Source organism: Actinoalloteichus caeruleus, assembly GCF_049311605.1.
Lineage (GTDB): Bacteria > Actinomycetota > Actinomycetes > Mycobacteriales > Pseudonocardiaceae > Actinoalloteichus_B > Actinoalloteichus_B caeruleus.
This window is the reverse complement of sequence record NZ_CP186005.1, coordinates 3,713,065-3,735,740: the sequence shown is the minus strand read 5'-3', so window position 1 is coordinate 3,735,740 and position 22,676 is coordinate 3,713,065. Positions and strand designations below refer to the sequence as shown.

Here is a 22,676-nt window from a genome sequence, read left to right as displayed (position 1 = left end):
GAGCCCCTGGCCGTGTCCTCACCGCCGGTCGAGTTCGGCCCGGATCGCGTCCCCGATCGCCGTCACCCGTTCCTCGGTCACGGTGTGCCCGCCAGGCCAGAGGCACACCCGGCACCGGACGTCGGTCCGCCGCGCCCACCCGCGCAGCCCGTCCACGGTGCACAGGGGGTCGTCCTCGCCGCCGACCGCGAGGACCGGGACTCGGAGCAGGTCGAACGAGGGTCGGTAGGACACGCACAGTTCCAGGTCGGCCCGCAGGATCTCCAGGACGATCTCGCGGAGTTCCGGAGTCCTCACCACGAGGTCCGTCGAGGGGCCGGGTGGGAGCCAGGTGCGCAGCACCTCCTCATCCGGCAGCCGGGCGAGGTCCGGCCCCTCGGCCAGCGGTCCGCGTCCCTCGGCCTCGGACCACCCGGACACCACCAACAGTTCGGGTTGCCTCGTCCCGTCCCGGTGGGCGGCCGCGGCCATCTCCGCGGCGAGGAAACCGCCCATGCTGTGGCCGAACAGGACGTGCGGGCGGTCCAGCTCGTCGGCGAGCTCGGCCCGGAGCATCCTCACCAGCTCGGCCGCGTCCGAGGGCATCGGTCGGGAGAACAGGTTCTCCCGACCGGGCAGCTGAACCGGACGGACCCGCAGTCCGGGACCGAGCGCCGTCGGCCAGGAACGGTAGGTGGACGCGCCGGCACCCGCCTGCGGGAGGCAGAACACCGGCAGCGCGTCGTCGGTGTCGTCCTCGACCGACGGCAGGAAGGGGTTGCGGGGTGCTGGCACGGTCAGTGCTCCCCTCGGATGGCGTCAGCCGGCGGGGACATCCGTGCTGCGGACTGGGCGGGGCAGCCGGGAACACCGCCGGCGGCGTCGGGGGGGAAGCGCCGCATCAGCTCGGCGACGGCCCGCTGGTGTGGCGGCGCTCCCGGGGAGGTGAAGGCGGCCAACACCCCCTGCCGGGCGTGCCCGGGCTGTTCCTGGCCGAGTTTGAACATGCCCTCGACGGTGCCGACGTCCACCCGGAAGGCGCTGACACCGGGCAGCAGCTGCTCGAAGTAGTCCAACGAGCCGGTCATGTCCCAACCCGCGCCGAACCTGCGCTCGTAGAGCAGGGCGGTGGAGCGGACCACGTGGCGGGTGTCCTCCGTGCTGTCGAGCGGAGTGAGGTGACCGTGGACGTGCACGGAGGTGAAGTTCCAGGTGGGCGCGGCTGTGTCCCGCCCGTAGTGGGCGGGGGAGACGTAACTGTGGGGTCCGGTGAAGGTGAGCAGGCACGCGCCGCCACCCGCGAGGGCGTCCCGGTGCGGGTTCAGGCGGTTGAGATGCCCGAGGATCGTCAGGTCCGCCGGATCAGGGACGTCTCGCCCGGCGTCCGCGTCCGCGGCGAGCAGGACCGGGACGTGCGTGGCGAACAGGGCGCCGTCCGCGTGGGACACGAGGGTGGCCAGGGGAAAGGACCTGATCAACTCAACGAGGGGACGGGTGTCAGCCGCCCGGTACTGGTGGGGCACGAACATCGGTGGGCTCCTGGTCGGCGGACGCGGGCTGGGCGGGCCGTCCCCGAGGGACGCGGGGTCGGGCCGGGTCAACGCGACACGAGGGCGCGGGTGATCTCACCGCTGCGGACCGCGAGGTTGGACAACAGAGTCGAGGAGAGACCGTGGCTGTGTTCGGTACCGCCCTGGAGGTAGATGCCGGCCCGCACCGTCTCGGTGGTGGTGATCCGGTAGTCCCGCTCCACCCTCGGCCAGCCGTTCGCGTCCAGTTTGCACAGCGCGGCGAGCTCCCCGAGTGGACGCAGGGCGTCCCGGGGGCGGTAGCCGGTGGCGAGGACGACGACGTCGCACCTGCGGTTGGTGACCCGGCCGTCGGCCAGGGACCGCACCGCCACCGACACCTCGTCGTCCCCCTCCTCGGTCGCCACGACCCGCGACAGCCGTTCGAACAACAGCCGGGGCTCTCCGGCGACCCGTTCCTGGTAGGACCGCCGGTACAGCTCGTTGATCAGGCCCCCGTCCACCGCCGAGTAGTTGGTGCCGGCGTGGGTCCTCAGGAGGTTCTCCCGCGCGGGGAGCGCGGCTTCGAAGAACTCGTCCACACCGGCCGGGTCGAACAGCTGGTTCACGAACGGACTGTCGTCGGCCGGGGCGAAACCGTAGCGGGAACACACCGACCGCACCGTCGCCGTGGGGAAGGCATCGTGCAGGTGCGCCATCACCTCGGCGGCGCTCTGCCCTGCCCCCACCACCACGAAGCGGGGCCTGCTGGGAAGCAGTTCCCGGACCCCGTCCAGCCGGTGCAGCAGTTCGGAGCTGTGCCAGACCCGGTCGGACGGGGTGATGCCCTGGGGGAGCACCGGTTCGAGGCCGGGGGCGAGCACCACGTTGCGGGTCCGCACCCTCCGCGTCGCGCCAACGCCGCCGTGGGCGGCCACCACGTCGAAGGCGACCACGTCCGGCCCCTCGTTCACGGGGAGCACGTCCACCACCTCGTGGCCGTAGTGGACGGAGCCGGTGAAACGACCGGCCACCCATTCCAGGTAGTCGTGGTACTCCCGTCGGGACGGGAAGAAACTCTGGTGGTTGACGAAGTCGACGAGACGGTTCCTGTCGTGCAGGTAGGAAACGAAACCGAAGGAGCTCCGGGGATTGCGCAGGGTTACCAGGTCCTTGAGGAAGGACACCTGGAGCGTGGTGTCCGGCAACAGCATTCCCCGGTGCCAACCGAAAACAGGTTGACGTTCCAGGAATTGGGCTCGCAACCGCGTTTTCGGTGGTGCGGTCTCGTTGTGTTCGGCGATCGCCACGGCCAGGGCGAGGTTCGAGGGTCCGAAGCCCACTCCGACCACGTCACTGACCTGGTTCCCGTCGACCGGGACCGAGCCGTACATCGTGATTCCCTCCGTTGCTCGTCCGGTGGGTGCGAAGTCGTCGCACGGTGTGCGGGGGCAGGGGTTCCCAATTCCCCGATCCGTTCCACCGCTGGGGCGGGACCGTTTTCCGTCGTCCCGCCGGCGGGACGGGACGAGTGGTCCCGGGTCGGTTCAACGTCGAATCCAGTATCGGCGGTGAATTGGTCCCTCGGCCACGGGCGGGACCGACGATTCGCTGTGCCGGGCCCGGGTACGGGCGCACGGGCCGGGTGCGGACGCGTCCAGTGGCCCTCCGCCTCGCCGGCCCCACCCGGCGTCTCTGCTCGGGATGCGGACCGTGGCGGTAGGCCGGTCCTCGCGGGAGGGGGAGCCGGGCTGGCTCAGGCGGCACGGTCGTCGTCACCGCCCGTCACGCGGAGCAGGGCCGCGAGACCGGCGGCTGTGGTCGTCCCGAACAACGAGCGCAGTGGAACCGTCACGCCGACCAGGTCGGCCAACCTCGCGGCGACCTGGGGAACGAGCAGCGAGTGACCGCCGACGGCGAAGAAGTCGTCCTCGCCGTCCAGGTCGTCTCGACCGAGGACCTCGCGCCACGCGGCGAGCACGGCGGAGAGCCATCGGTCGGACTCGGCCGAGGTACGGGTCCGACCGCCGTGCCGAGGCCGGGGATCCGGGAGCCGCCGCCTCTCCAGCTTCCCGCTCGACGTCGTCGGCAACGCCTCGACCACCTCGAAGTACGAGGGAACGAGGGGGCGGGGCAGTCGTTCCCGCAACAGCGCCACCAGGTCGTGCTCGGCAGGAGGGCGGTCGGCGACGATCCAGGCGACCAGCACCGGTCCCGTCGACGAGCCCAGTTCCCGCAGCCCGACGGCCGCCGCCCGCACGTCGGGGTGCCGCACCAGCTGCGCCTCGACCTCCGCTGGTTCGACCCGCCAGCCCCGCACCTTGAGCTGGTCGTCCCGCCGGCCCGCGAGGGTCACCGACCCGTCGGCTCGGCGCACCCCCAGGTCCCCCGTCCGGTACAGCCGTGACCCGGGGGGCCCGAACGGGGCGGGCAGGAACCGCGCCGCCGTCAACCCGGGGGAGCCCCGGTAGCCCCTGGCCAACCCGGCTCCCGAGACGAAGATCTCCCCGACACAGCCTTCTGGCACTGGTCGCAGCCGCTCGTCGAGCACGTGGACCCCGGTGTGCCAGATCGGGACACCCCCCGAGGTGGGCCCAGCGGGCACCACCTGGGCGGCCACGCTGTCGCCGCTGGCCTCCGACATGCCGTAGAGATCCAGCAGCCGGGCCCGGGGGAAGACCTCGGTGAACCTCCTCACGAGCTCGGGACGCAGCGGTTCACCGCTGCTGATCCACAGCTCGCAACAGGACAGCCCGCCCCTGGCGGGGTGTTCCAGCAGCGCGGACAGCAGGCTGGGTACCACGGTGATCCGCCGGACGGAGTGCCGCCGCACCAGGTCGATCAGGGCCGTGACGTCCTCGGCCTCGTCATCGGTGGCCAGCACCACCCGCCCACCGTGCGCGAGTGGTCCGAGCAGTTCCGTCAGCCCGTCGGCGAACCCGATGGAACTCTTCGCGCACACGGGAACGTCCTGGCTCCACGGGTGCGCGGAGTGGAACCACGCCAACCGGTTGGTGAGCCCGCCGTGCGGACCCACCACCGCCTTGGGGCGGCCGGTCGACCCCGAGGTGTGCAGCAGGTAGGCCGCCGACTCCCGGCTGAGATGAGCCGGCGGGAGGCCGTCCTCGTCGGAGGCGGCGGGCACTCCCTCCGCCACGGCGCCGTCGACGACGATGGTGGTGGCCCCGGGAGCGCCCGGGACCGGCCAGCGGGGGTCCGAGGAGGTGAGGACCACGTCGGGTTCGATGTCGGACAGCAGCAGGGCGAGCCGCTCCTCGGGGGCGCGCAGGTCCAGTGGCATGGCGACCCCGCCGGCGCGGAACACCGCCAGCAGCGCGGCGACCATGTCGGGAGAACGGGGCAACGCGACCGCCACCACACGCTCGTCGGCGATGCCGGCGCCGCGCAGCATCCGGGTCAGGACGCGGACGAGGTCCTCCAACTCGGCGTAGGTGGTGGTGGTACCGCCGCACACCAGGGCGACCTCATCCGGCCGCAGCCGGGCCTGGTCGGCGACGAGGTCGGGCAGCGGACGCCAGGGCCCCTCGACGGGCGTCGCCGCGCGCCACTCGCGTCGCACGTCGTCGGGGCCGACGAGGAGGTCGGCGAGCGGCCGTTCCGGTTCGGTGGCGGCCGCGCGGAGCAGGTGGAGGAAGTCCTCGGCGATGCCGACGACGGTGGACTCGTCGAACAACGCGGCCGAGTAACCGAAACCGCAGCTGAGCCGCCCGTTGGACTTGACGATGCTCAGCGACAGGTCGAACTTCGACGGTGGCGCCACGCCGGCGAACCCGTCGATATCCAGTCCCGGGATGATCCCGGTCGTGTCGTCCTCGTGCTGGAGCTGGAACATCACCTGGAACACCGGGTGGTGCGTCAGGTCGCCGCCGGTGGCGAGCTCCTCCACCAGGCGTTCGAAGGGCAGGTCCTGGTGGGACTGCCCGTCGACGGCGACCTTGCGCACCCGGGCGAGCGCCTCGAGGAAACTTCCAGCCCTCGAGGAGGTCCAGCGCAGGGGTACCGGGTTGATGAACAACCCGACGAGGTCCGTCAACCGGGGGTCGGGGCGCCGGTCGAAGGGCACACCGACCACGATGTCCTCCCGGCGGTCCGCCGACCGCTGGGACAGGACCGCTCCGAAGGCGGTGAGGGTCGTCATGAACAGCGTGGCGTGCGCCCGCCTGCCCAGCTCCTCCAACGCCGATGTCAGCTCGGCGTTCACGACCAGTTCGAACTCGCCGTCCGAGCCCTCCCGCAGGTCGTGGTCGGGGTGGCGGGGGCGGTCGCTGACCAGTTCGAGCACCGGCGGCGCATCTCGCAGGTGCTCCCGCCAGTACCTCAGGTGCTCGGCCATCGCTGGGGAGGCCGTGGACCGCCGTTGCCAGACGGCGAAGTCCCCGTACTGCACCGGTACCGGTGCTGGTTCCTCCGTCCCGGGGGCGGCCTGGTAGTACTCGGCCAGCTCCCGGCGCAGCACGCCCAGCGAGGTCCCGTCGGAGATGATGTGGTGCAGAACGACGCACAGGACATGGTCCCGTTCGCCCAACCGGACCAGCGTGTGGCGCACGAGCGGTCCCGTCGCCAGGTCGAAGGGGCGGAGTTGTTCGCCGCCGACGATCCGCCGCGCCGCCTCGACGCGGTCGCCGTCGGCGGTGCTGACGTCCACCACCGGCAGCTGGACTGCCCACGGTGGCAGCACGCGTTGGTGGGGAACCCCGGCCTCGTCGGGGAACACCGTGCGCAGCGCCTCGTGGCGGGCCAGGGACGTGGAGAGCGCGGAGCGGAGCCGGTCGAGTTCCAGGGGGCCACGCAGGCGCAGGGACAGCATGTTGTTGTACATCGCGCTGTCGGGGAACATCCTGCCGAGGAACCACATGCGCTCCTGCGCGTGGGACAGCGGTGTGGGCTCCCCAGGATCCCTGGGACGCAGCTCGACCAGAGGGGGCACATCACCGACCGGTGCCTCGCCGACCCGCCGGACCCGGGCCGCCAGCTCCCGGACCGTGGGGAAGTCGAACAGCGCCCGCAGGGGCAGCTCGACGTCGAGGGCCTGCCGCAGGCGGTGCACGACCTGCGCCAACAGCAACGAGTGCCCGCCCAGCGCGAAGAAGTCGTCGCCGGGCGCGATCTCGTCCCGACCGAGGACGGCCCGCCACACCTCGATGATGGTGCGTTCGACCTCGTCCGGTGGGGCGGCCTCCGCCGGAACCACCACCTCCTCGGGGGCCGGCAGCCGGCGCCGGTCGACCTTGCCGTTGGCCGACAACGGCAGTTCGGGCAGGAAGACGACGTGGCGGGGCACCATGTGCGCGGGAAGCCGTTCCCGCAGGTACGCGCGCAGCGTGTCCGGTGTCGCCGCCAGCTCCGGCCCGCCGGCGGCGACCAGGTACAGGGCCAGTGAGGGGTCATCGGTGTCCAGGTCGCGGGCGACCACCACCGCCTCGTCCACGTCGCAGCGCTCCCGGACGAGCGACTCGATCTCCGCCGGCTCCACGCGGTAGCCGTGCAGTTTGATCTGGAAGTCGGCCCGACCCAGGAACTCCAGGGTGCCGTCCGCGCGCCACCGCCCCAGGTCGCCCGTGCGGTACATCCGCGCCCCCGGTCGAGGGGAGTACGGGTCGGCGACGAAGGTGCGGGCCGTCAGGTCGGGACGGCCGAGGTAGCCGCGGGCCAGCGGTGGACCACCGACGTGGATGACGCCGACCACGCCCACGGGGGCCAGGTTGAGGTCCCGGTCCAGGACGTAGATCCGCGATCGGGACACCGGGGTGGAGACCGAGGAGACCTCCGGCCCGACCACCACCTCGGCGGACGTCGACCGGGGGCAGGTGACGACGTTGACCTCGGTCGAGCCGTAGTGGTTGTCCAACACGGCTTCCGGCAACCCGGCGAACAGCTCGCGCACGGCGGGCGTCACCACTTGACGGTCCCCGGTCGTGATCACCTCGCGCAGGGAGGCGACCCCCTCCGGCGCGGCGCGGGTGTACCGGGCGAGCTGGTCGAGTGCGACCACCGGGAGCAGGACCCGTTCGATGCGGTGCCGGTGGATGAGCCCGGCCACCTCTGCGATGTCGAAGCGCTGCTCGTCGTCGGCGACGATCACGTGACCCCCGGTGCTCCAGGTCGCCCACAGCTCGTAGCAGCCCACGTCGGAGGTGATGGGGAAGTAGTGCAGGACCCGGGAGCCGTGCCGGTACTGGGCGCGACTCCACTCCATCAGGTTGACCTGCGGCAGGTGCCGCATCGCGATTCCCTTGGGCCGCCCGGTGGAGCCCGACGTGTAGATCACGTACAGCAGCGAGTCCGGACCGGCGCCGCGGACCACCGGAGTTCCGGGCGCCGTCGACAGTGCCTCCAGGTCGAGTGGTGCGGTCGGCGCGTCCGTCGACGACCGCACCAGCCGTTCCGTCTCCGGCTGGTGCAACACCAGGTCCGGTCGTGCGTCGGTGAGGACGAACCGGAGGCGGTCGGCGGGGTGGTCGGGGTCGAGGGGCAGGTATCCGGCGCCCGCCTTGGCCACTCCCAACACCGCGACCGCCATCTCCACGCCGCGACGGGTGCAGACCCCGACGAGCCGTTCCGGCCCGACGCCCTGGTCCCGCAGCGTGTGCGCGAGGCGGGTGGCCAGCGTGTCCAGCTCCCGGTAACTGAGGACCCTGCCGCGCGCCTCCAGGGCCGGGGCGTCCGGAGTGGCGGCGACGTGGTGGTCGTACCAGTCCAGCACGGTGCGGGTGCTCGCGGCGGTGCCGGGGGTGGAGGGAGGGGGCTGCTTCGTCGCGTGGACCATGACGTCCTCTCTCAGGAGGCGGAGAAGGTGACCGGGAGTTCGCGGGGGCCGCGCAGCATGGGACCGAGGGTCCAGGCGATGTCTTCGGGCGGCACCGCCAACGTGAGGTACGGCAGGCGCCGGAACAGCACCCGCAGCGCGGTTTCCGCCTCCAACCGGGCCAGTTGGGCCCCGATGCAGCTGTGGACACCGTGCCCGAAACCCAGGTGCCCGCCGTCCGACCGGTCGGGCAGGAACGCGTCCGGCTCGCCGAACCTCGCCGGGTCCCTGTTGGCGCCCGCGAAGGAGATCACCACCCGGTCGCCAGGCTCGATGACCGCCCCACCCACTTCGAGGCGTTCGACCGCGTAGCGGTGCACCGAGGACTGGATGGGGGAGTCGATCCGCAGGGTTTCGTCGACCACCGCCCGCAGCGCCCGGGAGTCGGCGAGGACAGCCGGTTCCCGGTACTCGGGCCGGGTCAACAACCGCAGGACCGCCGAACCCAGCAGGGGGACGGTCGTGGTGTGGCCGGCGCCCAGCAGCACGTACACGAGGCCGTGCAGTTCCTCCTCGGAACGCAGCCGCCCCTCGTCGAGCTGGTCCAGCAGGTGGCTGAGCAGGTCCGCGCCCCGGTGGTGCCGCTTGTACCCGATGAGCGCGGCCACGTAGTCGGCGGTCTGCTTCACCGCGTCCGGGTCGTCCGCGCCGTTCAGGTCGCTGCGCATGAACAGGTCCATGACGACCTCCGGGGGGCGCCGTTCCCTTGGAGGGATCCCGAGCACCTCGTGGATCACCGCCACCGGCACCGGCAACGTGTAGCCGGGCACCAGGTCCGTCTCCCCGGCCCGCTCCATCGCGTCGACGGCCCGCGAACAGATCCGTTCGATGGCTGGCTGGTGCGCGGCCAGCGCCCGGGGCGTGAACGCGGAGGCCAGGGACCGCCGGAGCCGGGTGTGGTCCGGGGCGTCGATCCCCAACAGGTTCCCCGCCACCGGAGTGCCATCCTCCGGTGGCGCGGGGTCGGTGTTGCTCAGGCGCTCGTCGGTGAGCAGCGCCCTGCCCACCTCGTAGGAGGTGACGAACCACAGCGGGGCGGTTCCCCCCGAGGCGGGCACACTGCTGACCGGCATCTCCCGCCGCAGCCAGGCCAGGTTCGGGTAGGGGTCTGGATCGCCGGGGGCGGTGCTGCTCTCCCGCTCCCCGGAACCGTTGATCGCAGCCATCAGCTCGTCCTGTTCGCTCGTGCTGTCGTCGGGCCCGCGCGGGTGTCCGAACCGTTCCGGGAAACCGTCCGCGTGAATGCGCGAACCGGTCCGGCGGAAAACGCTACGGCTCCCGGAACGCCGCTCCCAATATCGCGGCGAAGGGAATTCGTATCCGGGTCGCGAACGGCGGACGGCGGACGATGGTCGGTGTCACGCCGACGACGGTCCTGGTGGAAGCCTTGCCCGTCCCGCCGGCGGGACACCGCCGGGCCCGCCCGCCGGTGGCCAGGGGCACGGGAAAACGTGCCGTTCCCGCACTGTCGGCGCCGCTGAATTGCTGGGTAGCATCGGCCGCTGTCGATCCGCGAATAGCGCGGTCCCCGTGCCGTGGGGAGGTTCCGTTGGGCGAACACGCGTCGCGGGAGATTCGCGGTGCGCCGCCGGTCGGCACACCGCAGTCCCGTTCCCCGTCGGCGGTGCGCCGACCGATGTCGGTGGTGCAGCAGGGAGTGTGGCGCGCGCACCAACTCGAACCCGACGACCCTCGGTACACGGTGGCGGCGACGCTCACCGTGCGCGGCGGCCCCGACCCCGAGCTGTTCGCGGAGGCGCTGCGGGTCGTGTTCCGTGCGGCCGACTCGCTCCACGTGCGCGTCGAGGAGGACGGCGACGGCCCCTGGCTGGTTCCCGTCGACCCCGCCCGGTGGTCCCCGGACGTCGTCGACCTCTCCGACGAGACCGACCCCGCCGAGGCGACCCGGTCCTTCGTCGCCGCCGATCTCGCCCGGCCATTCGACCCCGAGACCGGTCCCCCGTTCGCCGAGACCCTGGTCGTGGCGGGCACTGGCACCGTCACCTGGTACCACCGAGCGCACCACCTGGTGCTCGACGCCACCGGTTTCGAACTGCTGCGGGAGGGCACCGAGGCCGTGTACGACGCGCTGCTCACCGGCCGCCCCCTCCCGCCGACCGCCTTCCCCGACGCGGCACGGCTGTCCGAAGCCGACATCCGATACCGCCGCTCGCGGGACCACGACCGGGACAGGCGGTACTGGACGAGCCGGTTCGCCGATCGCCCCCGTGCCGTCGGCGTCACCGCCGGTGCGGGTCGGGCGGCGGGGCGACCCCCGCGCGCCAGCACGGCGCTCCCCCCGAGCTGGAGGAACGCAGCTGGCTCCGACCTCCGGGCCGGGCCAGCCCTGTTCGTCGCGGCGACCGCCGCCTACCTGCACCGGCTCACGGGAGCGGAGGACGTGGTCCTGCGCCTGCCGATGACGGGCCGGCTGGACCCGGCCGCCGCCGCGGTCCCGGGTATGGCCGCCACCGTCGTCCCGCTCCGGCTGACCGTCGGCCCGGACACGTCCTTCCGCGAACTGGAGAGCACCGCGGCCACCGAGATCCTCCGCGCGACCAGGCACCAGCGTTACGGATTGGAGGAACTGCGACGGGAACTGGGGGTCGTCCACTCGGGACGGCTCCAGGGCGGAGCGATGCTCAACATCCTGCCGTTCAACCCCGCCCCCTCCTTCGGGCCCCACCCCGCCGAGCTGGAGGCACTGGCCAACGGTCCCGTCGAGGACCTCACGATCTCGGTGCGGCCCACCGCGGACGGTGGGTTCACCCTCGACGTGGACCTCCCGCCCATCGGGTTCACCGACGAGGACGTGGCAGCCCACCGCACCCGCCTCGTGGGGCTGCTCGCCCAGCTGACCACCCACCCCGACCTGCCATTGGCCGAGGCGGACCGACCGCCCCCGGACCTTCCGGACCCGCTCGCGGAGACGCCCCTCCCCGCAGGCGGGCCGTCCACCGTCCTGTCGGTGTTCGCGGCGACCGCCCGCCGGCTGCCCGGGCAGATCGCGGTCCGGGACGCGCGCACCAGCCTCACCTACTCCGCGTTGGACACCGCCTCCCGGCGACTGGCCGCGTCGCTCCTCGACCAGCGCCTGGACCCTGAGGACGTGGTCGCGGTCGTCCTCCCCCGCACGGTCAGCTGGTGCGTGGCGCTGCTCGCGGTACTGCGCGCGGGCGGCACCGCCCTGTCCCTTCCCGCCGAGGACGACCCCGACCAGCTGCGGGAGGCCATCCAGGAGCTGGGCGCACGACACCTGCTGACCACCGAGGAGCTGCTGCCCGGAGTCGAGCGGACGACGTCGGTGTTGCGGCTGGCGCACGACGGCGCCCCCACCCCGCCCCACGTCCACACCCGACCGTCGTCGGCGCCGGCACGGCAGGCCGCCCTCGACGCCCCCCGCATACCCCCTCGACGGGCGGCCTACCTGATCAGGACCTCGGGCTCCACCGGGCGGCCCAAGGGAGTCGTCGTGGAACACCGGTCGCTGGCGGCGCTGGCCGAGCGCCACCACGTGGCCCTGGGCGCCGGCGAACCCGGGAGGCGGCACCGCGTCGCCCACACCGCGCCGGTGAGCTTCGACGCCGCACTCGACCCGCTGGTGTTCATGATGGTCGGGCACGAACTCGTCATGGTCGACGACGCCACCCGACGGGATCCCGACCGGCTGGTCGACCTCCTCCGCGGCCGGCGGTGCGACGTCCTGTCCACCACCCCCTCCTACTTCCGGCAACTGCTGGCCGCCGGGGTGCTCGACGAACCCGACCTGGCCCTGGTCCTGCTCGGCGGGGAAGCGGTCGACCAGGCGTTGTGGACCCGGCTGCGCGCCACCCCTGGGGTGCGGGCGTGGAACCTGTACGGCCCCTCCGAGTGCACCGTCGACGCGATGGTGGCCGACACCTCGGACAGCGCCCTGGTCACTCTGGGGGGCACCGTCCCCGGATCCCACGGGTACGTGCTGGACGGGCGGCTCCGCCGGCTCGGCCCTGGGTCCACCGGTGAGCTGTACCTCGCCGGTGCCTGCCTGGCGCGCGGGTACCTCGGACGCGCGGGCCTGACCGCCGAGCGGTTCGTGGCGGACCCGTGGGGAGCGCCGGGCGATCGGATGTACCGGACGGGAGACCTGGTGTCCTGGACCCCCTCCGGGGTGTTGTCCTTCCTGGGCCGGGCCGACGACCAGGTCAAGATCCGTGGGGCCAGGGTCGAACTCGGCGCCGTCGAACGAACGTTGCTGCGGCACCCCTCGGTGCGGGAGGCGGCGGCCACCACCCGGCCCGACGCGCAGGGCGACGCCGCGTTGGTGGCCTTCGTCGTCCTCGAGACCCCCGGCGGATCGTCGTCCGGGGGCACCGGAGAGGCGAGCACGCCGCCCACCGCGGCCGAGTTGCGGACCTGGCTCACCAGGACGCTCCCCGAACACCACGTCCCGTCCCGCCTCGTCCCGTTGTCGGCCCTGCCCACCACGAGCCGGGGGAAGCTCGACCGGAACGCCCTCGCCGAGATCCCCCTGGAGCAGCAGGAACGCCCGGTCGAGCCCACCAGCGAACTGGAGGCGGTGCTGTGCGGTCTGTTCGCCGATGCCCTGTCCCTACCCGCCGTCGGAGTGCACGACGACTTCTTCCTGCTCGGAGGGCACTCGCTTCTCGCGAACCGGTTGCTGCGGGGCATCCGACGGCGGCTCGGCGTCCGCTGCACGATGCGGGCGGTGTTCGACACCCCGACGGTGGCCGGGCTGCTCGGACGTCCCGAGTTCCAGGATGCGAGGTGACCACGGCATGACCGACGACCACGCGCACCCGGCCCCCGCCCCGCCCGGCCCGACGTCACCACGCACCGACCACGCCGCCGCGGGCACGCCGTCGACACCACCGACCCTGCGGGCCTGCCTCGACCTCCTCCCAGCCGGGCTGCCGCTGGTGGACGGCCGCTCCGCCGGCGAGATCCGGGCCGACGCCGACCGGGCCGCCCAGCTGTTCACCGAGGCCGGCGTGCGGGGGAGGGTGACGGGGCTGCGCGTGCCCAACGGAGCCCCGTGGCTGGTGGCGTTGCTGGGCCTGCTCGACGCCGGAGCGGTACCGCTGCTCGTCGCGGCCGACACCCCCGTGCCGGAACTGGAACGCGTCCTGCGGCGCGCCGGTGGCGACCGTTGGGTGCGGGCGGTGGACGGCGTCGGCCGCCCGGAGCTGGAGACGACCAGCTCCGCCGGGCCGGGCGGGCCGGGGTCGACGACCACAACACCCCCGCCGCTGCTGATCAACACCTCCGGCTCGACCGGGACCCCCAAGAGCGTCGCCCGAGGTCAACGGTCCCTGCTGGTCGAGGCCGCGCACTACCGGGACCGCTTCGGGGTGCGTCGCGGTGACGTCCTGCTGCTCCCGCTGCCTCTCCCGCACGCCTACGCCCTGAGCTGGTTGGCCTGCGGGCTCCTCGTCGGCACCGACATCCGCCTGCCCGCGCCGACGGCGCTGCGCGCGGTGGACTCCGCGCTGCGGACCGAGGCCACGGTGGCCGCCCTGGTTCCCTCCGTGTCCCGGCTGCTCCTCGCCAGGGCCGGCGGCCGTCCCGCTCCGGACTCCGCGCCGCTGCGCGTCGCCGCCCTCGGAGCCGGAGCGGTGGACGCCTCGCTGGCCCGCGCCTTCCCCGCCACCTACGGTGTCGGGCTGTCCCGGGTGTACGGGTCGACCGAGACGGGGGTGATCGCCACCGCGCCTCCCCACGTGCCCCCGCTGACCGTGGGCGTCCCGGTGCCAGGGACGGTGACGCGGATACTCGACGCCGGGGGCCAACCCGTTCCCCCCGGTGTGGAAGGCACCCTGTCGGTGCGGATGGATCACCTCGACGGATGGGTGGACACCGGGGACGTGGTCGTCGGCGACGACCACGGCGTGCTGACCGTGCTGGGGCGGCGGTCGACGGCGATCCGCCGAGGGGACCGCTGGGTGTCCCCCGTCGAGATCGAGGGCGTCCTGCGGGAACACCCCGAGGTGGTGGAAGCCCGTGTCACCGGTTTGCGGATCGGCGAGGCCGGGGACAACGCGGTGCTCGCCGAGGTCGAGACGACCGGTCCGGTCGCCGTCGACCCGGCGGAGCTGATGCGGTTCGCCCGGGCCCGGCTCACCCCCTACAAGCTGCCCAGCGAGATCCGCCCCGTGGCCAGCCTGCCCCGGGCGTCGTCCGGGAAGGTCCTGGCCCGGCCCCGGTACCGGCCGGCGGAGCCGGCTGCCCTGCTCGCCGCGGCCAGCGCGCACCGGGTCTCCGACGTCGTGTTCGCGCTCGCGCGCTCCGGCCTCCTCGACGTGCTCGACGGCACCCGGGACGCCTTGGAGGTCGCCGCCGACACCGGGCTGCCGCCCGTCGAGGTGGAGGCGCTGCTCACCACGGCGGCCGAACTGGGACTGCTGCTCAGGGGGCCGGCCGAGGGCGGGCCGCCGCCGGGTTCCACCGGAGCGCTGGGGACGGCGATCGACGAGGAACGCCGCCGCCGCGCCGCACCGGACCTCCCCACGGCGGTGGCCCCACCACCCGGGGCGGACGCGCCGGCGGTCCAGGCGGCACGTCGGATGTCCTCGTTGCGCCGCGCCGTCCTGCTCGGCACCGCGCGGGACCGGGGCCGGCGAGCACTGGCCCGGGCCGCGCCACCCCCTGCCGCCCGGGTGTTGGAGGTCAGCGCCGACGGACCGCACTGCCTCACCACGCTCCTGGCGCACGACCCCCGGGCGTCGGGTGTGCTGGTGGACCTGGCGGCCGCCGTCGACGTCTCCGCCGTCCCCGGCCGGATCACCGTCGTCCACGAGTTCCCGGTGCCCACCGCCCCGACGCGGTGCGCGGACGAGGACTCCGTGGCAGCCGCCGACGGCTCGCGGGTCGTGGCGGGCCCGGAGGTGCGGGCGATGCGCTTCGACCTCTGCGTCGTCCGGGACGCCGTGCACCTGCCCGGGCCGGGGTCCGACGTCGCCGCGCTGCTCGCCGTGCTGCGCCCGGGCGGGACGCTGCTGGTCGACGACCTGTTCACGGAGGACCTGGGCCACGACGGCGGGGCGGCGGTGGACCGCGTCGCCAGCGGCGAGACGGCGTGGGCCAGCGCCCAGGACCTGGCGACGGGCCTGCGCCGCCTGGGGGCCGTCGAGGTGCGGGTCGGCGGCGACCACGACGGTCCGTGCCAGGTCGTCGCCCGCGCCCCCGCCACTCCCACCGGCCCGACGGAAGGACGCCCCGAGTGAACCACGACCACGACCACCTCGAGGATTCCCTGCGGGACCTCCTGGTGTCCACCCTGGAACTCGGCGGGGCACGCGACAGCGTGCCCGGGCGGGGGCTGCTCGACACCCTCGGCCTGGACTCCGTGTCCTGCGTGCGGTTCCTCCTGGCCGTGGAACGCGAGTTCGACATCGAGATCGGTGACGACGACCTCACCCCCCAACTGGTCGACGACCTCACCGTCCTGGCCGACTACGTGCGGACCCGGACCTCGCCGTCGAACACCCGGTGACCCGCCCAGCGGCGGTGACGGCGCCGGTGATCTCCCGGAGGACGTCGGCACGGAGGCGGCGTCTGGTCGTCCTCCCCTGGTCGCCGGGGTGCGCGCCCGCCGCGTGAGTGCGCACGGCGCCGGCCACGCCGGGGTGCCCGGGAGGGAAGCGCCACTCCCGACGAGGCCGCGAGGCAGCCGTCGCCCAGCACATGATCAGCAGCACCCGGTGGCACCTGCCCGAGGGGGACTCGACGGACTCGTCGCCACGACCGGGCCGGGGCAGGGGCCTCCGCCCGTGGACGAGGCCAGGCCCCTCGCGCCGTCGCCGCACCGGGACGGGCGCCAGGGCACGTGGAGGTACACGGGGCTCCCAGCGTGGTCCTCATCGGACGGGCGCACCGGGCGGGCGGTGGGACAGCTGGGCGAGGTGGTGGGAGGTCGCGTAGGCGATCCACGACTGCGCGGTACCCACCGAGATCCGAGGATCGGTCCGGCACCGGTGGAGGCACCGGTCGCCCCAGGAGAAGCCCGGTCCCGCGTAGTCCCGGTGCCCGACCACGTCCTCGGCGACCTCCCGGAAGTAGCGGGCCGAGGCCCCGCTCGGGACCACGCGTCCTGTCCTGCCCGGCACCCGGCGGGCGACGGTCAGCCGGTGCCGGAGCAGCGTGTAGTGCAGGTAAGGGTTCGGTGGAGCCTGGGGGGACGGCTTGGAGAAGGAGGGTGCGGGGTGGACGGCGCCGTAGTCGCCGTACCGCAACGGGAACCCGAGCTCGGGGTGGACCTGCTCCCACAGGTCCACCTCGGCCAGGGGGCGAACCACCCGGTCGTGCCCGCTCCGCTGCCGTGGTGTCGACCCGGCCAACAACGTCATCGAGCCCAGCGGGACCTCGCCCGCTACCCACCGCCCCAGCGAGACCACGCTCCGGACCCGCCAGGGTTCCACCCGTTCCACGAAACCCTCGTCGAGGACGAGGTGCAGCCCACCGGTGGGCAGCCCGAGGCTGGTGCTGAGAGCGCGCAGCCGGGCCACCAGCCACGCCGGGTCGTGCTGGGAGGCGGAGCGGCAGCGCACCGCCACCGGCCGCGCCTGGTGCTCCAGCAGGTTCCGAACGTGCCGCCGCTCGCGGTCGTCGGCCGTCGCCGCCACGACGGGGAGGAGGGGAGGGGCGTCGTGCCTGATCAGCCCCAGCGTGTCTTCGATGCGCCGTTCGAGTTCGCCGAGCGGGTCGCCGAACCGGGCGAGGGCGCTGTCCGGCCCCAGGTGGGTGGGGTCGATCCACAACGGACGGCCGTCCCACGCCGCCCGCTTGGCCGCGTCGACGAGCCCCGCCACCTGCCCGCCGTCCCGGCTGAGCTCCACCAGGATGTCGACCGGCCTTCCGGTCGTCGGTGTTTCCCGCAGTGCCCGAAGCTCCGCCTTCCTGCATTTCACCGCGAGCACCGCGCCCGCTCCGGCCGTCACGAGGGGACGGCGGTGTCGCACCCACCGGGCGGTGCGGCCACGCCCGAGCACGGTGGCGGATCCTGGGAGTGACGACGTCGTTCACCCACGCCCGCGTCCTCTCCCGGCCCTCCCGGCATGGGCCGCGATCGTCAGCTCTGGTTCCTGCCCTGGCTTCCAGGTTCCCAGGTGGACGCTTCGACCTCGATCGGCCGAACGGGTGCGCCGGGGCATGACATGGCATCGCTGGACGCTGGACGCTGGACGCTGGACGCCGGGCGCGGGGGCTACCCGGCCGGGTCCGTCACGTCCCCGCCTCGGCGGTGAGTTCCGCCAGGACCCTCGCGCGCACCGCCGCCGCCTGCGACGCCACCGTCCGGTGGTCGAACACGTCGCGGACCGTCAGGTCCACGTCGAAGATCTCCCCGAGGCGGGCGGCGAGGCGGGCGGCGGCCAACGAGTGCCCGCCGAGGGCGAAGAAGTCGTCGTGCACCCCCGGGGGCGCGGAGGTGAGGACCTCCGCCCAACACCCCGCGATCAGTTCCTCACCCTCGTCCCGGGGAGGCACGGACTCCACCACCGCGGTGGCGGGTTCGGGCAGGCGGGAGCGGTCCACCTTGCCGCTGCTCGTCATCGGCATGGTGTCCACGGGCAGGATGACGGTGGGCACCAGGTGTTCGGGCAGCCGGGCGCGGGCGTGCTCCGCGAGCTCCGCCACGGCGACGTCCCGCCGAAGTTCGACGTGGGCGACGAGGACGTCACCCCGACCGGAGGCTCCGACGACGGCCATCCGGACAGCGGGGTGCGCCAGCAGCACGGCCTCCACCTCGCCCGGCTCGATCCGGAACCCCCGCACCTTGACCTGCCGGTCGGTGCGGCCGTGGAACCGGAGTTCCCGACCCCACCAGCTGACCCGGTCTCCCGTGCGGTACATCCGTCCCCCGCTGGGCCCGAACGGGTCGGCGACGAACCGGGCCGCCGTGCCCGTCGGGTTGGCGACATAGCCCCGGGCCACCCCCGAGCCGCCCAGGTACAGCTCGCCGGGCGTCCCGTCGGGAACCGGGCGGAGCCACCGGTCGAGCACGTAGCACCGCACACCGGGAACGGGAGCGCCGATGGTCGTCTCGCCCCAGGGGGCCCGCAGGGCGCCACCGGCGGTGGCGACCACGGTGTTCTCGGTCGGCCCGTAGTGGTTGACGACCTCGATGTCGGCGCCCCTCGCCTCCCGTGCGTGCAGGACGTCGCCGCCGGTCAGGAGCCGGCGCAGCCCTCCCCGGGTCAGTACCGGGTGGTCGAGCAGGGCCTCCGCCAGCGGGGTGGGCGCGAACGCCGAGGTGACGCCACGGTCGGCGAGGTACGCGGCGAGCAGGTCGGGTCTGGCGAGCACGTCGTTCGGGGGCACCTCCAAGGCCGCTCCGGCGACGAGCGCGGGCCAGATCTCCCAGGCAGCGGCGTCGAAGGACACGCGGGCGAGTTGCGCGGTGCGCTCCCCTGGCCGGGGGCGGTACCGGTGCAGGTGCCACCGCACGAGACCGCCGAGGGTGCGGTGGGAGACCGCCACCCCCTTGGGGTGGCCCGTGGATCCGGAGGTGTAGACGACGTAGGCCAGGCAGTCGGGGTGCCCCACCTCGGACACGGCTGGCAGGGGAGGGGCGGCGACCTCGGCCGCCTCCCCGTCCGGGTCAACGACGACACCGGCGGCGTCGACCGCCACCACCGGTGTCGTGGGGAACCGGTCGGCGGTCGCGAGGTCGGTGACCACGCTCGTCGCGCCCGCGTCGGCGAGGACGTGGCGCAGGCGGGCCGACGGTAGTGCGGGGTCCAGCGGGACGTACGCGCCGCCCGCGCGCAGCACCCCGACGAGGGCGGTGACGAACGCGGCTCCCCGGGGCAGGCACACGGCCACCACCCGCTCCGGTGCGGTACCGAGGGCGGCGAGCCGTCGCGCCACCCGTTCGGCCCGTGCGGCCAGCAGCCGGTACGTCAGCTCCACACCACCCGCCGACACCGCCACCCGGTCCGGGTGCCGGGCCGCCGCGCGCGCGACGAGGGCGGTGACCGTGCCCTCAACGGCACCCTCGGGGTCCGGTGCGGAACCCGCGCATCCACGCTCGAGCAGTTCCCGCCGCTCCGGCTCGTCGAGCAGCGGGATGCGCGACAGCGGGAGGGTCGGGTTGCCCAACGCCGCGACCAACAGCCGCGAGTAGCGTTCGGCGAACCGGCGTGCCCAAGCCCCGGTGAACACGCCCGTGTCGTGGACGACACCGACCGACAACCCCTGGTCGGTGTACCGCAGGTGCGTCTCCAACTCGAAGTGGGCGGCGACCACGGGCGGCGGCAGCAGGGTCGTGTCACACCCGGGGAGGCGGAGCCCGCCCCCACCGGTGTCCGACCGTTCGTCGGTGACGTCGAACCAGTGGCGGAACAACGGGTTGTCCTCCCCGGACCGTTCCAGTCCGAGCCCTGCCACCACCTCGTCGAAGGGGAGTCCCTGGTGGTCGTGGGCGTCGAGCACCCCGTCACGCACCCGCGCGGACAACTCCACCAGCGACGGGTCCCCCGCCAAGCTGGTCCGGATCGCCACCGTGTTCACGAAGCACCCGAGGGTGTCCTCGACATCCGGGTCGAGCCGGCCGTCCGCGGCCGTGCCGACCACCACGTCCTCGACACCCCCCAACCACCCGAGGAGGAACGACTGCACCGCCATGCCCACGGCGAACGGAGTCACGCGGTGCCGCCGTGCGAACTCCGCCAACGCCGCGTCGAGGGCAGGTGGGAGCGGGAGGACCACCTCGGCCCCCGCCGGTCCGTCCGCCCGGCGGGACGCCACGTCCGGGGTGAGGCTGAGCACCGCGGCACCGCTCAGTTCCTCCCGCCAGTACGCGAGGTCCTCCGCGTCGTCCTCGGTGTCGCGGGCGGCGGCCTCCCGGGCCGCGTGCTCGAGGTACCCGACCCCGGCCGGCGGGAGCTCAGCTCCTCCGCCCCGCGCGGCGGCGTAGCCGGCGGAGAGCTCCGCCTCCAGGGTCGGCCTCGACCCGCCGTCGAAAACCAGGTGGTGTGCCGCGAACAGCAGCAGGGCGCGTGTGTCCGTCAGCCTGTACAGGACGACCCGGACGAGGGGCCCCGTGAGCGGGTCGAACGGGGCGGCGACCTCGTCCAGGACCCGGCGCCGGGCCTCACCCCGAGCGTCGCCGGTGCCCCGCAGATCCGCCACCTCCAACCGGACCGCCTCGGCCGGCCCGAGCCGTTGACCCGGCCAGCCCCCGTTCATGGTGATCCGGATCCGGAGCACCTCCTGCCGGGACGCCAGCGAGCGCACCGCCTCGGCCAGCGCCGGGACGTCGAGCTCCCCGGTGATCTCGTACAGCGCGGGCACGGTATAGGCGTCGCCCAGGCCGAGCTGGTGCAGGAACCACAGCCGCCGTTGCGCCGACGACAACGGGAAGACCGTGCCCTCGGCCGCCGTGTCCGTCGGCCGACAGGTCGTTGTGTCCTCTGTCACGGGATACCTCGAGAAGACGTGGGCCTCACCCGGGAGCGAACACGGGTTCGGCCGGAAAGCGAGGATTCCCGCGGTGCTCGGGTGTGGACGGACGGGGGAAACGTGCTCAGCCTACGAATGTCCCCCCTGCCCCCGGAACGGCGAGCAACCGCGACTTCCCGCTCAGCCGCGCCCCCGGGGGACTCCGAGAACCGCGAGTCGTCCCGCCGGCGGGACAGGACGGAATGGCCATCCTGTCCAGCGACAACGACGTCGGGTCGTCGGACGGACCTCGGCGCGTCCCCGCTGGTCGGCCTGGCGGCCGCTGGCGTGGGGAAAAGGCTCCTTCCCACCATTTCCAGCATCGGAGAATCCGCCCGGTGCTTCCTATGCTGGCCCGGATGGTGGCTTTCCGGCGCGCGGCGCGGAAGGAACACCGGGAGCGCGATGGGAATGAGGAGCCTCGGACGTGAACCAAGCGCAGGAATCCGGAAACGCGACCAGCACCGCCGGAACCGTCGAGGAACTGCTCCAGCGCCGAATGGCGGGACGGGCACGGCGCGAACGGACCAGTATCGGGTCCGTCACGCGGGCCGACCCTCCGCGGCTCTCCTACGAACAGCGGCGGTTGTGGTTCCTCGACGGGCTGGTTCCCGGCAGCGTCGCCTACACGGTGCCCAGCGTCACCCGGTTCCGGGGCCCGTTGGACCTGCCCGCGCTCCAGTCGGCGGTCGCGGCGGTGGTGGCACGGCACGAGGCGTTGCGCGCCCGGTTCGACGAGGCGGCGGGCGAACCCTTCCACCGCGTCGACGAGGACGGCGGAACGGAGTTCACCGTCGAGGACGTCGGCGGGCACCCCGATCCGGAACGCCGTGCCAGGGAACTGCTCGCCGACGACCACGACGTCCCCTTCGACCTGCGGACCGGGCCCCTGCTGCGCACGCGGGTGCTGCGGCTCGCCCCCGAGGACCACGTGGTGTCCACCGTGTTCCACCACATCGTCTTCGACCGCGACTCGCTGGCGATCTGGAACGCGGAACTCGCCGAGGCCTACACCGCCCACCGGGCCGGACGGTCACCGGACCTGCCGCCGCTGCCGGCGCAGTTCGCGGACTTCGCCGCTTGGCAACGCCAGACGTTGACGGAGGAGCGGATCGAGGGTTCTCTGCGGCACTGGGTGTCCCGCCTGACCGGAATCCCCACCGTGCTCGAACTCCCCGCCGACCGCCCGCGCCCCGACCTGCCCTCGCACCGCGCAGGCGCACTCGACTTCGTGGTGCCCGGGGAGGTGTCGGACCGGGTGCGCGCGCTCGCCGAACGCCGGGGTACCACCGTGTTCACCGTCACCCTGGCCGCCTGCCACGTCCTGCTCGGCCGCTACACCGGTCTGTCCCACGTCCTGACGGGTTATCCGAGCAACGGTCGGACCGAGGTCGAACTGGAAGGCATGATCGGGTTCTTCGCCAACTCCCTGCCCGCCCACGGCGACCTCTCCGGGGACCCCACTTTCGAGGTCCTGCTGGACCGGACGCACGACGCCCTGCTCGACGGCCACCAACACCGTGCCGTTCCCTTCGACCGCCTGGTCGACCGGCTCGTCCCCATCCGGGACCTCAGCCGCAACCCGCTGGTCCAGGTCTGGTTCGACGTGGCGACCGGGGGCGGGGGGACGACGGCGTCCCTGCCCGGTGTCGAGGCGACCAGCTTCGACGTGGGCTCCTCCCACACCCGGTTCGACGTCGAGATCCACGTGGAGGACCACCGGCCAGCCCCGTTGGAGGGCCGCGTCTTCTACGCCCAGGACCTGTTCGAACCCGAGACCGTGCGCCGTCTCCTGCACCACTACACCGTGCTGCTGGCGTCGTTGGTCACCGAACCGGGCAGGCGGATCTCCCGCGCTGAGCTGTTCGACCGGGCGGAACGGGAACGTCTGCTCGCCTGGGGGGCCGCCCCGGTCTGACCAGGCGGGT

Annotated in this window: 11 protein-coding genes; 4 read left to right on the top strand and 7 right to left on the bottom strand. The window is 73.4% G+C overall.

Annotated elements, in window-relative coordinates:
- Positions 1-18: 18 nt before the first annotated feature.
- The 5 genes from ACOJVX_RS14930 to ACOJVX_RS14910 all read right to left on the bottom strand — a co-directional run bounded on the left by ACOJVX_RS14930 (position 19) and on the right by ACOJVX_RS14910 (position 9,479).
- Entirely contained in the window at positions 19-774 is a 756-nt protein-coding gene (locus ACOJVX_RS14930; RefSeq protein WP_337661888.1) for a thioesterase II family protein, read from the bottom strand.
- Positions 775-776: 2 nt separating this feature from the next.
- On the bottom strand, positions 777-1,508 hold the full coding sequence (locus ACOJVX_RS14925; RefSeq protein WP_081715752.1) for an FMN-binding negative transcriptional regulator: 732 nt from the start codon (positions 1,506-1,508) through the stop codon (positions 777-779).
- 68 nt (positions 1,509-1,576) lie between these two features.
- Complete coding sequence (locus ACOJVX_RS14920) at positions 1,577-2,881, bottom strand: lysine N(6)-hydroxylase/L-ornithine N(5)-oxygenase family protein (protein ID WP_035293191.1); 1,305 nt, start codon at positions 2,879-2,881, stop codon at positions 1,577-1,579.
- Between the two features lie 362 nt (positions 2,882-3,243).
- Positions 3,244-8,274 carry an amino acid adenylation domain-containing protein gene (locus tag ACOJVX_RS14915; protein WP_422646859.1) on the bottom strand — a complete coding sequence of 1,677 codons (5,031 nt, stop codon included), beginning with the start codon at positions 8,272-8,274 and terminating at the stop codon, positions 3,244-3,246.
- A gap of 11 nt (positions 8,275-8,285) precedes the next feature.
- Positions 8,286-9,479, bottom strand: a complete 1,194-nt coding sequence (locus ACOJVX_RS14910) for a cytochrome P450 (protein WP_051314402.1) — start codon at positions 9,477-9,479, stop codon at positions 8,286-8,288.
- Positions 9,480-9,949: 470 nt separating this feature from the next.
- Between ACOJVX_RS14910 and ACOJVX_RS14905 the strand changes: the two genes are divergently transcribed.
- From ACOJVX_RS14905 to ACOJVX_RS14895, 3 genes are read left to right on the top strand one after another with little or no spacing between them, the layout of a single operon-like run.
- Positions 9,950-13,081, top strand: a complete 3,132-nt coding sequence (locus tag ACOJVX_RS14905) for an amino acid adenylation domain-containing protein (RefSeq protein ID WP_422646858.1) — start codon at positions 9,950-9,952, stop codon at positions 13,079-13,081.
- 7 nt (positions 13,082-13,088) lie between these two features.
- Entirely contained in the window at positions 13,089-15,533 is a 2,445-nt protein-coding gene (locus ACOJVX_RS14900; protein ID WP_422646857.1) for an AMP-binding protein, read from the top strand.
- On the top strand, positions 15,530-15,802 hold the full coding sequence (locus tag ACOJVX_RS14895; protein ID WP_035293188.1) for an acyl carrier protein: 273 nt from the start codon (positions 15,530-15,532) through the stop codon (positions 15,800-15,802). The genes ACOJVX_RS14900 and ACOJVX_RS14895 overlap by 4 nt, the downstream gene beginning before the upstream one ends.
- A 364-nt stretch (positions 15,803-16,166) precedes the next feature.
- Here ACOJVX_RS14895 and ACOJVX_RS14890 read toward each other — a convergent pair whose 3' ends face one another.
- On the bottom strand, positions 16,167-17,216 hold the full coding sequence (locus ACOJVX_RS14890; protein ID WP_422646856.1) for a beta family protein: 1,050 nt from the start codon (positions 17,214-17,216) through the stop codon (positions 16,167-16,169).
- 313 nt (positions 17,217-17,529) lie between these two features.
- On the bottom strand, positions 17,530-20,727 hold the full coding sequence (locus ACOJVX_RS14885) for a non-ribosomal peptide synthetase (RefSeq protein WP_418153778.1): 3,198 nt from the start codon (positions 20,725-20,727) through the stop codon (positions 17,530-17,532).
- A 448-nt stretch (positions 20,728-21,175) separates the two neighbouring features.
- Here ACOJVX_RS14885 and ACOJVX_RS14880 point away from each other — a divergent pair, with 448 nt between their 5' ends.
- Complete coding sequence (locus ACOJVX_RS14880) at positions 21,176-22,666, top strand: condensation domain-containing protein (protein ID WP_103056578.1); 1,491 nt, start codon at positions 21,176-21,178, stop codon at positions 22,664-22,666.
- Positions 22,667-22,676 lie beyond the last annotated feature (10 nt).